15 protein-coding genes and 1 riboswitch are annotated in these 14,563 nt (G+C 42.6%); of the genes, 14 read left to right on the top strand and 1 reads right to left on the bottom strand.

What is annotated here, in order from left to right; translation table 11 throughout:
- Nucleotides 1–124 precede the first annotated feature (124 nt).
- The 5 genes from guaC to ilvD all read left to right on the top strand — a co-directional run bounded on the left by guaC (nt 125) and on the right by ilvD (nt 6,426).
- Nucleotides 125–1,108 carry a GMP reductase gene (gene guaC, locus O3646_RS02790; RefSeq protein ID WP_371610501.1) on the top strand — a complete coding sequence of 328 codons (984 nt, stop codon included), beginning with the start codon at nt 125–127 and terminating at the stop codon, nt 1,106–1,108.
- Nucleotides 1,098–1,193, top strand: a riboswitch (purine riboswitch). (Overlaps the previous gene by 11 nt.)
- A 90-nt stretch (nt 1,194–1,283) precedes the next feature.
- On the top strand, nt 1,284–1,865 hold the full coding sequence (locus O3646_RS02785) for a xanthine phosphoribosyltransferase (RefSeq protein WP_014713302.1): 582 nt from the start codon (nt 1,284–1,286) through the stop codon (nt 1,863–1,865).
- Nucleotides 1,865–3,127, top strand: coding sequence for a nucleobase:cation symporter-2 family protein (locus tag O3646_RS02780; RefSeq protein WP_014713303.1), 1,263 nt, complete (start codon nt 1,865–1,867; stop codon nt 3,125–3,127). Before O3646_RS02785 ends, O3646_RS02780 begins: the two co-directional genes overlap by 1 nt.
- Nucleotides 3,128–3,237: 110 nt before the next feature.
- The gene (locus O3646_RS02775; RefSeq protein WP_371610500.1) at nt 3,238–4,581 is read left to right on the top strand and encodes an MATE family efflux transporter; all 1,344 of its coding nucleotides are present in this window, start codon (nt 3,238–3,240) and stop codon (nt 4,579–4,581) included.
- Nucleotides 4,582–4,707: 126 nt separating this feature from the next.
- Nucleotides 4,708–6,426, top strand: coding sequence for a dihydroxy-acid dehydratase (gene ilvD, locus O3646_RS02770; protein ID WP_371610499.1), 1,719 nt, complete (start codon nt 4,708–4,710; stop codon nt 6,424–6,426).
- Nucleotides 6,427–6,485: 59 nt separating this feature from the next.
- On the opposite strand, the gene O3646_RS02765 is transcribed toward ilvD, so the two are convergent.
- Nucleotides 6,486–6,668, bottom strand: coding sequence for a 4-oxalocrotonate tautomerase (locus tag O3646_RS02765; protein ID WP_001117401.1), 183 nt, complete (start codon nt 6,666–6,668; stop codon nt 6,486–6,488).
- A 114-nt stretch (nt 6,669–6,782) separates the two neighbouring features.
- Between O3646_RS02765 and O3646_RS02760 the strand changes: the two genes are divergently transcribed.
- From O3646_RS02760 to O3646_RS02720, 9 genes are all read left to right on the top strand, one after another.
- Nucleotides 6,783–7,367: a thymidine kinase gene (locus tag O3646_RS02760; RefSeq protein ID WP_003001444.1), complete on the top strand. Its 585-nt coding sequence runs from the start codon at nt 6,783–6,785 to the stop codon at nt 7,365–7,367.
- 21 nt (nt 7,368–7,388) lie between these two features.
- On the top strand, nt 7,389–7,868 hold the full coding sequence (locus O3646_RS02755) for a GNAT family N-acetyltransferase (RefSeq protein WP_371610498.1): 480 nt from the start codon (nt 7,389–7,391) through the stop codon (nt 7,866–7,868).
- 9 nt (nt 7,869–7,877) lie between these two features.
- The gene (prfA, locus tag O3646_RS02750) at nt 7,878–8,957 is read left to right on the top strand and encodes a peptide chain release factor 1 (protein ID WP_003007273.1); all 1,080 of its coding nucleotides are present in this window, start codon (nt 7,878–7,880) and stop codon (nt 8,955–8,957) included.
- Nucleotides 8,957–9,793, top strand: a complete 837-nt coding sequence (prmC, locus tag O3646_RS02745) for a peptide chain release factor N(5)-glutamine methyltransferase (RefSeq protein WP_371610497.1) — start codon at nt 8,957–8,959, stop codon at nt 9,791–9,793. The genes prfA and prmC overlap by 1 nt, the downstream gene beginning before the upstream one ends.
- Nucleotides 9,780–10,391, top strand: coding sequence for an L-threonylcarbamoyladenylate synthase (locus tag O3646_RS02740; RefSeq protein WP_070594578.1), 612 nt, complete (start codon nt 9,780–9,782; stop codon nt 10,389–10,391). Before prmC ends, O3646_RS02740 begins: the two co-directional genes overlap by 14 nt.
- Nucleotides 10,392–10,429: 38 nt before the next feature.
- Nucleotides 10,430–11,686, top strand: coding sequence for a serine hydroxymethyltransferase (gene glyA, locus O3646_RS02735; protein ID WP_371610496.1), 1,257 nt, complete (start codon nt 10,430–10,432; stop codon nt 11,684–11,686).
- An 8-nt stretch (nt 11,687–11,694) separates the two neighbouring features.
- Nucleotides 11,695–12,669: a nucleoid-associated protein gene (locus O3646_RS02730; protein WP_118228179.1), complete on the top strand. Its 975-nt coding sequence runs from the start codon at nt 11,695–11,697 to the stop codon at nt 12,667–12,669.
- On the top strand, nt 12,669–13,271 hold the full coding sequence (locus tag O3646_RS02725; RefSeq protein WP_003007284.1) for a lysozyme family protein: 603 nt from the start codon (nt 12,669–12,671) through the stop codon (nt 13,269–13,271). The genes O3646_RS02730 and O3646_RS02725 overlap by 1 nt, the downstream gene beginning before the upstream one ends.
- A gap of 238 nt (nt 13,272–13,509) precedes the next feature.
- The gene (locus O3646_RS02720; protein WP_368397474.1) at nt 13,510–14,520 is read left to right on the top strand and encodes a DUF1002 domain-containing protein; all 1,011 of its coding nucleotides are present in this window, start codon (nt 13,510–13,512) and stop codon (nt 14,518–14,520) included.
- Nucleotides 14,521–14,563: the final 43 nt, after the last annotated feature.

Here is a 14,563-nt window from a genome sequence, read left to right as displayed (position 1 = left end):
ATAAAATCATTCCCATTGCATTAGGTCCGTATCTTTGGTATAATCTATCAAGGAAACGTCAAGAGACGTAGCGATGCGCTTGCGCATAGGTAGGTCAGTTTTTAGAAAAGAGATTTTTCAATCTATGTTAAATGAATTTCCTATTTTCGACTATGAAGATATTCAGTTGATTCCCAACAAATGTATCATCAATAGCCGGTCAGAAGCAGATACAACCGTCCAATTTGGAAAGCATAACTTCAAGCTTCCAGTCGTTCCGGCTAATATGCAGACGATCTTGGATGAGAGTGTAGCAGAGCAGTTGGCGCGTGGTGGGTATTTCTATATCATGCACCGGTTTGATGAAGCAGGTCGGATTCCTTTTGTCAAACGCATGCATGATCAAGGTTTGATCGCTTCCATTTCGGTTGGTGTTAAGGAATACGAATACGACTTTGTGAGTCAATTAAAGGCAGATGCGCCTGAGTACATCACTATTGATATCGCACACGGTCATGCGGATAGTGTCATTCGGATGATTCAACACATCAAGAAAGAATTGCCAGATACCTTTGTCATTGCTGGAAATGTTGGAACTCCTGAAGCTGTTCGTGAATTGGAAAATGCGGGAGCTGATGCGACTAAGGTCGGAATCGGCCCTGGTAAGGTTTGTATCACCAAAGTTAAGACTGGATTTGGTACAGGTGGTTGGCAATTGGCTGCTCTTCGCTGGTGCTCAAAAGCAGCTCGTAAGCCAATCATTGCGGACGGTGGTATTCGGACTCATGGTGATATTGCCAAATCGATTCGTTTTGGGGCGTCTATGGTCATGATCGGTTCGCTTTTTGCAGGACATATTGAAAGTCCTGGTAAAACAGTAGAGATTGATGGAGAGTCTTTCAAAGAGTACTATGGATCTGCTTCAGAGTACCAAAAAGGTGCATATAAGAACGTCGAAGGTAAGAAGATTTTATTGCCTGCCAAGGGTCATTTGCAAGACACCTTAACGGAAATGGAACAAGATTTGCAAAGTTCGATCTCTTATGCAGGAGGCCGAAAATTAGCAGATTTGAAACATGTTGACTATGTGATCGTTAAGAATTCTATCTGGAATGGCGATGCACACTAATTGAATTACTTATTTATTTCACGAATGGGCGTGATGTTTCTACAAGGTGCCGGAACACCTAACAATAAGTAAGTCGGGATTATTTCTCTTTCTAGAGAGATTTCAAGGCTTGCTTAGCAGGCCTTTTTGTGTTTTGTGAATGAAGTAGAGGATTTTTTAAAAAGTAGGAGGAAGTATGAAATTACTTGAAGAACGCATCTTAAAAGATGGCAATGTTTTAGGTGAGAATATCCTCAAGGTGGATTCCTTTTTGACCCACCAAGTGGATTTCAAATTGATGAAAGAAATTGGTCAGGCTTTTGCGGACCGGTTTAAAGATGCTGGTGTGACCAAAGTCGTGACCATTGAAGCGTCTGGAATTGCACCAGCCCTTTATGTAGCTGAAGCCTTGGATGTTCCCATGATCTTTGCTAAGAAGGCGAAAAACATCACGATGAATGAGGGCATCTTGACGGCTGAGGTTTATTCCTTTACCAAGCAAGTCACCAGCACCGTTTCAATTGCGGGTAAATTCTTGGATCCATCAGATAAGGTTTTGATCATTGACGATTTCCTTGCAAATGGTCAAGCAGCTAAAGGCTTGATTCAAATCATCGAACAAGCTGGTGCTCAAGTCGAAGCGATTGGGATCGTGATTGAAAAATCCTTCCAAGATGGACGGGGATTGTTAGAAGAGTTGGGATATCCAGTTGTATCCCTCGCACGTTTGGACCGTTTTGAAAATGGTCAGGTTGTATTTAAGGAGGCAGACATCTAATGCAAAAACAAGAAAGCCATTCACAGGCGGCCATTCTAGGCTTGCAACATCTTTTGGCCATGTATTCGGGATCTATTTTGGTGCCGATCATGATCGCAGGAGCTTTGGGCTATAACGCTCATCAACTAACCTACCTCATCTCTACAGATATCTTCATGTGTGGGGTCGCAACTTTCCTTCAAGTGCAGCTCAATAAATACTTTGGGATCGGTCTTCCGGTAGTCCTTGGGGTTGCCTTCCAGTCTGTGGCACCTCTCAGCATGATCGGGGCTAGCCATGGTAGTGGTGCCATGTTTGGTGCCTTGATTGTCTCAGGGATTTATGTCATCCTTGTCTCTGGTTTCTTCTCTAAGATTGCCAATCTCTTCCCATCAATTGTAACGGGATCTGTTATTACAACCATTGGTTTGACTTTGATTCCAGTAGCGATTGGAAATATGGGAAATAATGCGCCAAAACCAACCGTTCAAAGCTTGATTTTGGCTGTGGTGACTATTCTCATCATTTTAGTCGTTAATATCTATACGACTGGTTTTATTAAATCCATTTCAATTTTGATTGGTTTGATCGCAGGGACTGCCATTGCGGCTTCTATGGGTTTGGTAGACTTCACACCTGTGGCTCAAGCACCAGTCGTTCACGTTCCAACGCCTTTCTTCTTTGGAGCTCCTAAGTTTGAAATCACCTCAATCGTCATGATGTGTATCATCGCGACAGTTTCTATGGTTGAATCAACAGGTGTTTATCTTGCACTTTCTGATATTACTAAAGATCCAATTAATAGCACGCGCCTTCGCAATGGTTACCGCGCTGAAGGGTTGGCTGTTCTCCTCGGTGGTATCTTCAACACCTTCCCTTACACCGGATTCTCACAAAACGTTGGCTTGGTGAAATTGTCTGGTATCAAGACTCGTCTTCCAATCTACTATGCGGCTGGTTTCCTTGTTCTTCTTGGTCTCCTTCCTAAGTTTGGAGCTTTGGCACAAATCATTCCAAGTCCAGTTCTTGGGGGAGCGATGCTTGTCATGTTTGGTTTTGTATCGATTCAAGGGATGCAGATTCTTGCGCGTGTTGATTTTGAACATAATGAGCACAACTTCTTGATCGCTGCTGTATCAATTGCTGCAGGGGTTGGTTTGAACAACAGCACCCTCTTTAATGGCCTTCCAACAGGATTCCAAATGTTCTTTGCTAACGGAATTGTCGTTGCCAGTGTCTTGGCGATCGTTCTCAATGCTATTTTAAACCGCAACAAAAACTAATCTCACATGAACCGGAGGTCCTTGGATCTTCGGTTTTTTTGACTTTTAAGGAAACATATAGTAGAGTGGAAGAGGAGAAAATCTTATTTGATGAGAAGAGAGTTAGAATCATGTATGTAACCTATCACTTTAAAGAGCGCTTGCGCTTGTTTTTGAGTCTATTTTTGCCGATTTTGATCTACCAATTGGCCAATTATTCAGCCAGCTTTGTCGATACAGCCATGACCGGTCAGTACCGGACCCTTGATTTGGCTGGTGTTTCTACAGCTACCAGTCTGTGGAATCCATTTTTTACTTTCCTGACCGGGATTGTCTCTGCACTGACGCCGATTGTTGGGCATCATTTAGGCAAGGGAAATAAAGAACGGATTGCTGGCGATTTTTACCAATTCGTCTATATGTCATTTGGTATGGCTATTCTCTTAATAGGCTTTGTTTGGGGCATTGCACCCATGATTCTCAAGCAGATCGGTTTAGAAAATGTTGTTGCCCAAATAGCCATTCGCTACTTATATTTCCTTTCTCTAGGAATCTTACCCTTGTTGCTCTTTAGTATCGTGCGGACCTTCCTTGATACGTTGGGAATGACGCGACTATCGATGTACTTGATGCTCTTGCTCTTGCCTTTGAATGCTTGTTTTAACTATATCTTGATCTATGGGGTATTTGGTTTTCCTGAGATGGGAGGAGCAGGAGCAGGTCTTGGAACCTCTCTGGCCTACTGGGTCTTGCTGGTTATTGCGGTTTTAATCTTGTGCAAGCACCCTAAGGTAGCACCTTTCCAATTGTGGAAGCCGCAACCTTATGATTTTAAAGGGATGAAAGAAGTATTGCGGCTTGGGCTTCCAATCGGTGGAATTGTTTTTGCAGAAGTCATCATCTTCTCGCTGGTTGGTCTGTTAATGGCAAAATTCCCATCACTGACCATTGCGAGCCACCAATCGGCCATGAATTTTTCTACCCTGATGTATGCTTTCCCAGTCAGTATCTCCAGTACTATGGCGATTATCGTTTCTTTCGAACTGGGAGCAGGAAGACCAGAAGTGGTCAAACAATATTGCCGTTTGGGACGACTGACAGCCTTTGGCTTTGCCATTGTCACCCTGGTCTTTCTCTATACATTCCGCTTCCAACTGGCAGGGCTATATGGCAAGGATCCAGTCTTTGTGCAACAAACAGCTATTTTCATGACCTATAGCCTCTTTTTCCAAGTAGCCGATACCTTCGCAGCACCCCTTCAAGGGATTTTGCGGGGCTATAAGGATACAACCGTTCCATTCTTATTAGGTGTCTTTAGTTATTGGTGCATCTCTATCCCGCTAGGGATTTTCCTTGACCATGTGACCAACTTGGGTCCCTATGCTTATTGGATCGGCCTTATTTCTAGCCTTGTCGTGAGTGGAATTTGTTACCAACTTCGGCTCTGGCAGATCGAAAAAAAACAAACAAACTAAAATGAAGTCTGGGAAACCAGGCTTTTTGTGTACCGTGAATATTATAAATTTTCTGAAAGTTCTTGACAATTGATGTCAAAGTGGTAAGATTAGGAGGTAGAAATGAAGAACTAGAAGGAGAACAAGATGAGAAGTGATATGATCAAAATGGGGATCGACCGAGCACCAGCACGTGGTCTCCTCTATGCAACAGGGCAAGTAAAATCAGCAAAGGATATGCAAAAGCCCTTTATTGCCATTTGTAACTCCTATATTGATATCGTTCCAGGACATGTTCATCTGCGTGAATTAGCAGATGTTGCTAAGGAAGCAATCCGCGAAGCTGGTGGGATTCCTTTTGAATTTAATACCATCGGGGTCGATGACGGGATTGCGATGGGCCATATCGGGATGCGTTATAGTTTGCCATCACGCGAGTTGATCGCTGATGCTGCTGAAACGGTCATCAATGCCCACTGGTTTGATGGTGTTTTCTATATTCCCAACTGTGATAAGATTACACCAGGTATGATTTTGGCAGCCATGCGGACCAATGTGCCAGCTGTATTTTGTTCTGGTGGACCCATGAAGGGTGGCGTTGACATGACGGGGCATCAAGCGACTCTCTCCAGTTTGTTTGAAGCTGTAGGTACTTATCAAGCTGGTGATATGGGCTTGGATGAGCTGGATTTCTTGGAAAAAAATGCCTGCCCAACTTGTGGCTCTTGCTCTGGTATGTTTACCGCCAATTCCATGAACTGTTTGATGGAAGTTTTGGGTCTTGCCCTTCCAGGTAACGGTACTATCCTAGCCGTTTCAGATGAACGTCGGGAATTGGTTCGTCAAGCAGCCAAACAATTGGTAGAGAATATTAAAAAGGATATCCGTCCACGGGATATCGTGACCAAAGAGGCCATTGATGATGCCTTTGCGCTCGATATGGCCATGGGTGGTTCTACCAATACTGTGCTTCATACACTCGCTATTGCACGTGAAGCAGGGATTGACTATGATCTCAAAGATATCAACGAAATTGCCAAGAAGACACCTTATCTTTCTAAAATTGCCCCTTCAAGTGTCTACACTATGCATGATGTGCATGAAGCTGGTGGTGTTCCAGCCATTATCAATCAGTTGATCAAAAAAGGTGCCATTAAGGGTGATCGTATTACGGTTACTGGTAAAACCTTGAAAGAAAACGTAGCTGGTGCTGAAATCAAAAATGAAGAAATTATCCATCCAATCGAACATCCTATTTCACCGGTAGGTGGTTTGTCGATCCTTTACGGAAATATTGCTCAGGATGGAGCTGTTATCAAGGTCGGTGGAGTCGATCCGTCTGTGACCACTTTCCGTGGTAAAGCTATTTGTTGCGACTCACAAGATCAAGCACTTGAGTTGATTGACAATGGAACAGTCAAGAAGGGACATGTTGTTGTCATTCGTTACGAGGGTCCTCAAGGTGGACCTGGTATGCCAGAGATGCTAGCGCCAACCTCTAAGATTGTCGGACGCGGTCTTGGTAAGGATGTGGCACTGATTACGGATGGTCGTTTCTCAGGAGCTACTCGTGGGATTGCTATTGGTCACGTTTCTCCAGAAGCAGCAGAAGGTGGAAATATCGCCTTAATCGAAGATGGGGATGAAATCGTGATTGATCTTCCAAATCGTACTATTGATTTGCTTGTCGATGATGCAACTCTTGCAGAACGTCGCAAACATTTGAAACCTTTCAAATCAAAAATCTCCAGCGGTTGGTTGCGTCGCTATACAGCCTTTGCCAAATCAGCCAATGTTGGCGGAACCTTGATGAGTGACGAAGAATTCGAAGAACGGAAAGCAGAACGTCAAGCCCAAGAAAAATAAGAAAAAACCTTTCCTGCTATGTGATATCACAAGCAAGAAAGGCTTTTTTAGTGGAACCATTATTTGGTGCGCATTTCACCTTGAGGGAAATAGGTTCCTTCAGGCATATCGTTAATGATGACGTGAACAGCTGACTGAGGAGCACCAGTATTGCGGACAACAGCTTCGGTTACTTCCTTGGCCAAGGCTTTCTTTTGTTCCAATGTGCGTCCTTCAAATAGGTCAATTCGTACAAATGGCATATGGCCACCTCCTAAATTTTTTATAGGACTATTTTATCACATTTTGGGATACAAAGCTTAGCGAAATTATGGTAAAATGATAATGAAACACATTTTAGAGAGAACAAAAGGAAAATGGCACAATTATATTATAAATATGGGACCATGAACTCGGGGAAAACCATTGAGATTTTGAAGGTGGCCCATAATTATGAAGAGCAAGGCAAGAGCGTCGTCATCATGACCTCGGCAATCGATACACGAGATGGAGTAGGAGTGGTTTCTAGCCGGATCGGTATGAAACGGGAAGCTGTTGCGATCGAAGACGATACCGATATCTTTGGCTTTATTAAAAACCAAGCAATCAAACCCTACTGTGTCTTGATCGATGAAGCTCAGTTTTTGAAACGACACCATGTCTATGATCTGGCAAGAGTCGTGGATGAACTAGATGTGCCGGTCATGGCTTTTGGCCTCAAAAATGATTTCCGAAATGAACTCTTTGAAGGTTCTAAACACCTCCTCTTGTTAGCCGACAAGATCGAGGAGATCAAAACCATCTGCCAATACTGTTCCCGCAAGGCGACTATGGTCTTGCGTACCCAAGCAGGTAAACCTGTCTATGATGGAGAGCAGATCCAGATCGGTGGACACGAGACCTATATCTCCGTTTGCCGCAAGCATTATTTTAATCCAGACATTCCAACTGAAAGCGTCTAGAATGTTATAGAGAGGATAATAATGTCTATTTGTTTAAAAGATGTTACAATAGAGAATTATTTTGACGTTTTAAATCTAGAAGTTCATCCAAACCAAAGGAATTTTATTGCATCCAATTCCATTAGTTTAGCTGAAGCTTATGTATATGATAAAAATGGTGATTTTATAGCTCCCTTAGCAGTTTATGATAAGGAAGTATTAGTTGGTTTTGTTATGATTGCCTATGACCAGAAAATTGGAATCAGCAAGGGGAACTACTTGTTATTTCGTTTTATGATCGATAAACGATTTCAAGGTTTAGGCTATTTTAAACCGACTATGGATGCAGTCATTGACTTTGTTCGAACAGAGCCAGCTGGAAAAGCAAGAAGTCTTTGGTTATCTTATGAACCGGAAAATAATCAAGCGAGATCTTGCTATCTCCATTATGGATTTAAAGAAACTGGCGAAGTCATAGAAGACGAAATTGTAGCAATCTATGATCTAACAACCAAGAATTAAGGAGCAAACATGAATATCTATGATCAACTACAAGCTGTAGAAGACCGATACGAAGAGTTAGGAGAATTATTGAGTGACCCAGATGTGGTCTCTGATACCAAACGCTTTATGGAGCTTTCAAAAGAAGAGGCTTCCACTCGTGATACGGTGACAGCATACCGTGAGTACAAGCAAGTCCTTCAAAACATTGTCGACGCTGAGGAAATGATTAAGGAAGCAGGCGGCGATGCGGACTTGGAAGAAATGGCCAAGCAAGAGCTAAAAGATGCTAAGGCTGAAAAAGAAGAGTACGAAGAAAAACTGAAGATTTTACTTCTTCCAAAAGATCCAAACGATGACAAGAACATTATCTTGGAAATCCGTGGAGCAGCAGGAGGAGACGAAGCCCAATTGTTTGCTGGCGACCTTTTACAAATGTACCAAAAATACGCGGAAAGCCAAGGTTGGCGTTTTGAAGTCATGGAAGCTTCCTACAATGGTGTTGGTGGGATCAAAGAAGTCGTAGCCATGGTTTCTGGTCAATCGGTTTATTCAAAACTCAAGTATGAATCTGGTGCCCACCGGGTGCAACGGGTTCCTGTGACAGAAAGCCAAGGTCGTGTCCATACCTCAACTGCCACAGTTCTGGTCATGCCAGAAATCGAAGAAGTCGAGTACGACATCGATCCAAAAGACCTTCGGATTGACATCTACCACGCATCTGGTGCGGGTGGACAGAACGTCAACAAGGTCGCTACAGCCGTTCGTATCGTCCACTTGCCAACCAATATCAAGGTCGAGATGCAGGAAGAACGGACCCAACAGAAGAACCGTGAAAAAGCCATGAAGATCATCCGTGCGCGTGTGGCTGACCACTTTGCTCAGATTGCCCAAGACGAGCAAGACGCTGAGCGGAAGTCTACTATCGGTACTGGTGACCGTTCAGAGCGGATCCGGACTTACAACTTTCCTCAAAACCGTGTGACTGATCACCGGATTGGCTTGACCCTTCAAAAATTGGACACCATCTTATCTGGTAAATTAGATGAAGTGGTCGATGCTTTGGTCTTGTATGATCAAACACAAAAACTAGAAGAGTTGAACAAATAATGTTGTTGGGACCATTATTAGCCCAGTATGAAGAAGAATTAATAGCCATTGGAGAGGAACCAGAAAGCCTCTCCTTCGCGTATCGAGCTTTAAAAAACTGGACCTTTACAGACTTTGTCCTTGCCTTGCAAAAAGAAGTAAAAGTAGAGGATCAGGCCTTGCTTCTATCCATCTTTGAGCAGCTGAAACATCACGTCCCTGCCCAGTATATTATTGGTAGTGCAGAATTCTGTGGCCATGTTTTTACAGTTGATGAGCGCGTGCTGATTCCACGACCAGAAACTGAGGAGTTGGTGGCTCTAATTCTCGAAGAAAACGATGAGAAATCCTTACGAGTTCTGGATATTGGTACAGGAAGTGGTGCTATCGCTATTAGCTTAGCCCTTGCTAGACCTACCTGGCAGGTTCAAGCTAGTGATGTCTCAGAAGAGGCATTAGCCCTAGCTCAAGAAAATGCCAAGCAATTAGAAGCTGCCCTTGAATTCAAGTCGTCAGATGTACTGGACGAACTAGAAGGTCCTTATGACCTGATTGTATCCAACCCTCCCTATATCTCTCGGGATGATGTAGAAGAGGTTGGAGCCAATGTTTTAGCCTCTGAACCCCACTTAGCTCTCTTTGCAGACCGTGATGGATATGCTATCTACGAAAAGATTACCCAGCAAGCACCAAGTGTTTTAACACCAGACGGAAAGATCTATCTAGAAATTGGCTATAAGCAAGGAGCCAAAGTAAAAGAGCTCTTTCAAGAAGCGTTTCCTAACAAACGAGTTCGCGTTCTGAAAGACCAATTTGGACAAGATAGAATGGTAGTAGTAGACAATGGATCACATTGAGAAAGAATTAGAAGCAGGACGTGCAGTTATTCTGCCAACTGAGACAGTCTATGGTATTTTCGCCAAAGCTTTGAATCAAGAGGCAGTCGATTATATATACGAATTAAAACGTAGACCGAGAGACAAGGCTCTGAATTTAAATGTAGCCGATGAAAAAGCGATTCGACTTTATTCGAAAAATCAACCTAGTTATTTAACAAAACTGATTGATTCATTTTTACCAGGACCTCTGACTATTATTCTTCAGGCGAATGACAAGGTGCCAGACTGGATTCATTCAGGATTGGATACAGTTGGTTTCCGTATACCGGCTCACCCAAAAACGTTGGAATTAATTCGTAAATATGGCCCTTTGGTTGGTCCCTCGGCTAATCTTTCAGGTCATGCAAGTGGAACAAAGTATAAGGCTATTATAAGCGAATTTGATCAAGTGGTTCCTGGTATAGAGGATGATGACTTCTTGACTGGACAAGATTCAACTATTTTGGATATCTCTGGTTCCAAGGCCAGGATTTTGAGGCAAGGTTCGATTACCAAAGCTGATTTGCTTGCACAAATGCCCGAGATTTCCTTTGAGGAAGATGAACTTCCTCAGTGATAATGTACATAAATAATTTTTTATAAAGGAGTAGACCGATGATTTTTGATAAAGAAGATTACAAAGCCTATGATGCAGACCTATGGAATGCGATCGCTAAAGAGGAAGAGCGTCAACAAAACAATATTGAGTTGATTGCTTCTGAAAATGTCGTCTCTAAGGCAGTGATGGCTGCTCAAGGGTCTATTCTGACCAATAAATATGCCGAAGGCTATCCTGGTCGTCGTTACTATGGGGGGACAGATGTGGTCGATGTGGTCGAAAGTCTCGCGATCGAACGGGCCAAAGAAATCTTTGGCGCTAAATTTGCGAACGTTCAACCGCATTCAGGAAGTCAGGCAAACTGTGCTGCCTATATGGCCTTGATTGAGCCTGGTGATACTGTCATGGGGATGGATCTAGCTGCTGGTGGGCATTTGACGCACGGAGCTTCTGTGAGCTTCTCTGGCCAAACCTATAACTTTGTGTCCTATAGTGTAGATCCTGAAACAGAGCTCTTGGATTTTGACGCCATCTTAAAACAAGCCCAAGAAGTGAAGCCAAAACTCATCGTCGCTGGTGCCTCAGCCTACTCTCATATCATTGATTTCTCTAAATTCCGTGAGATTGCGGATGCAGTAGGAGCAAAGCTCATGGTTGACATGGCCCATATTGCTGGTCTCGTGGCAGCGGGTCTTCATCCAAGTCCGGTTCCTTATGCCCATATCACGACTACGACCACTCACAAGACCCTTCGTGGCCCTCGTGGAGGTCTGATCTTGACCAACGATGAAGACTTGGCTAAGAAGATTAATTCAGCTATCTTCCCTGGTATTCAAGGAGGACCGTTGGAGCATGTCATTGCAGCCAAAGCTGTCGCTTTTAAAGAAGCGCTGGATCCTGCCTTTAAAGAGTATGCAGCTAACGTGATTAAGAACAGTCAGGCCATGGCTGATGTCTTCTTGCAAGATCGTGATTTCCGTGTCATTTCAGACGGAACAGAGAACCACCTTTTCCTTGTCGACGTCACTAAAGTCGTTGAAAATGGGAAAGTGGCGCAAAACTTGTTGGATGAAGTCAATATCACCCTCAACAAGAACTCTATTCCTTATGAAACCTTGTCTCCATTTAAGACCAGTGGGATTCGGATTGGTGCAGCTGCCATCACCGCTCGTGGTTTTGGTGAAAAAGAAAGTCGCACCGTTGCTGAACTGATGATCAAAGCGCTGAAGAATGCGGACAATCAAGAAGTATTAGATAAAGTGCGTAGCCAAGTTAAAGCCTTGACAGACGCCTTTCCACTTTACGAGGACTAAACCATCTTATGGATATTTACGTAAAAAAAGCCATCATTCATCAATTTAGCCCAGACGATACCGATCTCTATCTGGCAGATAAATTTCTCAATATCACACCTAAAATCGAGGAATACCTGCGTAAGAAGATTGAACGGGTCTACTCGGATGAAGCCAGGACCGGTATTTTCGAAGAGGACAATCCTTTTCTTGAGATGATCTCAGATGACCTATTAGAAACTTCGGTAGTAGTAGCGAATCGTTGGAAGGAAGAATTTGTCGTCTCTGAGAATCAAAAGACCAATGATTTGGTGTTCATTCAATTCTCAAAAGAAGGGGTGGACCATTTTGCCTTTCTTCGGATTGCCTTACGGGAAACCCTGACGCATCTTGGTGGTGAAGTGGATAATCCGATTAAGCTGACGCAAAATAATCTACCTGGTTTTGGCACTGGTGCTGATGAGGCCTTGGTCATCAATCTTCAAAGTCGCAAATACCACTTGATTGAAAAACGGATCAAGTACAACGGGACGTTCTTAAACTATTTTTCTGAGAATCTGTTGCAGGCGCAACCCAAGATCTCTCCTAAAAAATCGATCAAGGCACTAGAAAAAACAGCCCAGAAGATTGCGGAAAGCTTCAACACAGATGATTTTCAATTTCAATCAAAGGTTAAATCAGCTATTTTTAACCATATTGAGGAAGAAAATAAACTCTCTCCTGAGAAATTAGCGAATGATCTCTTCGATGATAATCTGACAGCTCGCCTCAGTTTTATTGACCAAGTCAAAGAAGCTGTACCTGAGCCTGTCACCTTTGAAGAAATTGATGCCAGTCGCCAGTTGAAGAAGTTCGAAAATCAGAAATTGTCATTGTCAAATGGAATTGAACTGATCGTTCCGAATAATGTCTATGAAGATGCAGAATCTGTTGAATTTATTCTAAACGAGAACGGAACCTATTCTATTTTGATCAAAAATATTGAGGATATACAGAGTAAATAATGATTAAACGTATAGTGAAGATCTTCTTATTCATCTTACTAATATTTGGAATCTACAAGGGAATTCAGATCCACCATGATGTCAAACAAGTCATGCAGTACCGCTCCCTGGTTAGAGAAGTCCTTGCTGAAGAGGACACCACGGCCAATGAAAACCTCATTCTTGCTATGATCTATACGGAGACCAAAGGCAGAGAAGACGATGTCATGCAGGCGAGTGAGAGTGCAAGTGGTGAGACCAATACTATTAGTGATAATAAGGCCAGTATTCGCCAAGGTATTCAGACTCTTTCAGATGAGTTAAAAGAAGCCAAGAAAAAAGGCGTTGATAGCTGGACAGCCGTTCAAGCCTATAATTTCGGGAAAGACTACATTGATTATGTGGCTAAACACGGTGGGACAAATTCCCTAGAGTTGGCCCGAGCTTATTCACGGGATGTAGTAGCGCCAAGTCTTGGCAATGTAACCGGTGAAACTTATCTTTACCTCCACCCTATCTCTCTTTTAAACGGGATGGAACTCTACATTAATGGGGGGAACATTTATTATTCTCGTTTAGTAGAAACCAATATGACGATTATGAAGTTATTTTCATGGTTTTAATCATTTTCCAGAGAGCCAATTGGCTCTTTTTTAAGCTGATCAGTTCTGCCTCCGGTTTTTAGGGAAAATAAAAATGTCATGCATTCTTAAAAAAACTGTAAGCTAGTTTTAAGAAATCAACTGTATAATGAAAATCGAAGTGGGTAAACTCTTTATTTACTTCTTTTTTCATCTCTAGTGAGGTAAGAAAGGTAATATGAGATACCCAGAGGTAATTTGAATTAGAAAGAAGAAAAAGATGAAATTAAAGAAGATTGCATTGTTTGTAACGACGACTTTGGCTTTGTTTACAGCTGTCCCACGTGTTTCTGCAGATAGCAATGTGCAGAAAGTCATCGATGAAACCTATGTCAAACCAGACTATGTTTTGGGCTATTCGCTGGACCAAAGTCAAATCGAACAAACCTTGAATCTCTTGAACTACGATAGTTCAAAAGATAAAGAAGAGTGGAAGACCATGACACCAGAGGTTTATTCTTCGATTATGAACGTTGCCAACGATGATAGTTTGGAACTTTATTCCTCTGTTAAAATTCAAAAATTAGGCAAAAATAAGCCACTAGAAGTGAATATCGTGACACCTCAAAATATCACCAAGGTCACTGCAGATATGTATCGTAATGCAGCCGTTACACTTGGATTGGAGCATGCTCAAATTACAGTAGCTTCCCCTATCCAAGTGACCGGAGAAAGTGCCTTGGCTGGGATCTATTACTCGCTTGAGAAAAATGGTGCCAAAGTTTCTCAAGAAAGCAAAGATCTGGCCCAAGAAGAGTTAAAGACTTTATCCGGGATCAATGAAGAAAACGCTGGTAAGAAAAACTTCGATGCGGATAAGTTAAACGTAGCATTGACCGACATAAAAACGGCAGTAGCCAATGCCAAACAGAACAATCAGGATTTAAGCAAGGATGATATTCGAAAGATCGTCGAAGAAACCCTGAAAAATTATAAGCTGGATACAACTGTAACAGGTGATCAGATTAATTTGATCGTGAATTTCGCAGTCAACCTCTCAAAGAGTAGTGTCATCAGTAGCAAAAGCTTTACGAAGACCTTGTCGGATCTGAAAGATAGTATAGTAGATAAGGCAGGCGATACCTTTAACAATATCAATCTGAATTTTGATACCAATGCCATTTTAAAAGATAGTGGTAACTTCTTTACAAATGCGTGGAATGCCATTGCCGGCTTCTTCGGAGCCATCTGGAATGCCATTGTCAAATTCTTTAGTGGTTTAGTTGGCTAAAAATAGCACGAAAGCACTCCTGATAAGATGTCAGAGTGCTTTT

It is taken from the genome of Streptococcus sp. 27098_8_148, assembly GCF_041432105.1.
In the GTDB taxonomy this organism is placed as follows: Bacteria; Bacillota; Bacilli; order Lactobacillales; family Streptococcaceae; genus Streptococcus; species Streptococcus parasanguinis_AE.
The sequence above is the reverse complement of the archived record's forward strand: the minus strand, read 5'-3'. Positions and strand labels throughout refer to the sequence as shown.

Bases quoted from the DNA above. Each gene is read 5' to 3' on its own strand.
- guaC (WP_371610501.1), top strand. From the start codon at position 125: ATGTTAAATGAATTTCCTATTTTCGACTATGAAGATATTCAGTTGATT.
- O3646_RS02785 (WP_014713302.1), top strand. From the start codon at position 1,284: ATGAAATTACTTGAAGAACGCATCTTAAAAGATGGCAATGTTTTAGGT.
- O3646_RS02780 (WP_014713303.1), top strand. From the start codon at position 1,865: ATGCAAAAACAAGAAAGCCATTCACAGGCGGCCATTCTAGGCTTGCAA.
- O3646_RS02775 (WP_371610500.1), top strand. From the start codon at position 3,238: ATGTATGTAACCTATCACTTTAAAGAGCGCTTGCGCTTGTTTTTGAGT.
- ilvD (WP_371610499.1), top strand. From the start codon at position 4,708: ATGAGAAGTGATATGATCAAAATGGGGATCGACCGAGCACCAGCACGT.
- O3646_RS02765 (WP_001117401.1), bottom strand. From the start codon at position 6,668: ATGCCATTTGTACGAATTGACCTATTTGAAGGACGCACATTGGAACAA.
- O3646_RS02760 (WP_003001444.1), top strand. From the start codon at position 6,783: ATGGCACAATTATATTATAAATATGGGACCATGAACTCGGGGAAAACC.
- O3646_RS02755 (WP_371610498.1), top strand. From the start codon at position 7,389: ATGTCTATTTGTTTAAAAGATGTTACAATAGAGAATTATTTTGACGTT.
- prfA (WP_003007273.1), top strand. From the start codon at position 7,878: ATGAATATCTATGATCAACTACAAGCTGTAGAAGACCGATACGAAGAG.
- prmC (WP_371610497.1), top strand. From the start codon at position 8,957: ATGTTGTTGGGACCATTATTAGCCCAGTATGAAGAAGAATTAATAGCC.
- O3646_RS02740 (WP_070594578.1), top strand. From the start codon at position 9,780: ATGGATCACATTGAGAAAGAATTAGAAGCAGGACGTGCAGTTATTCTG.
- glyA (WP_371610496.1), top strand. From the start codon at position 10,430: ATGATTTTTGATAAAGAAGATTACAAAGCCTATGATGCAGACCTATGG.
- O3646_RS02730 (WP_118228179.1), top strand. From the start codon at position 11,695: ATGGATATTTACGTAAAAAAAGCCATCATTCATCAATTTAGCCCAGAC.
- O3646_RS02725 (WP_003007284.1), top strand. From the start codon at position 12,669: ATGATTAAACGTATAGTGAAGATCTTCTTATTCATCTTACTAATATTT.
- O3646_RS02720 (WP_368397474.1), top strand. From the start codon at position 13,510: ATGAAATTAAAGAAGATTGCATTGTTTGTAACGACGACTTTGGCTTTG.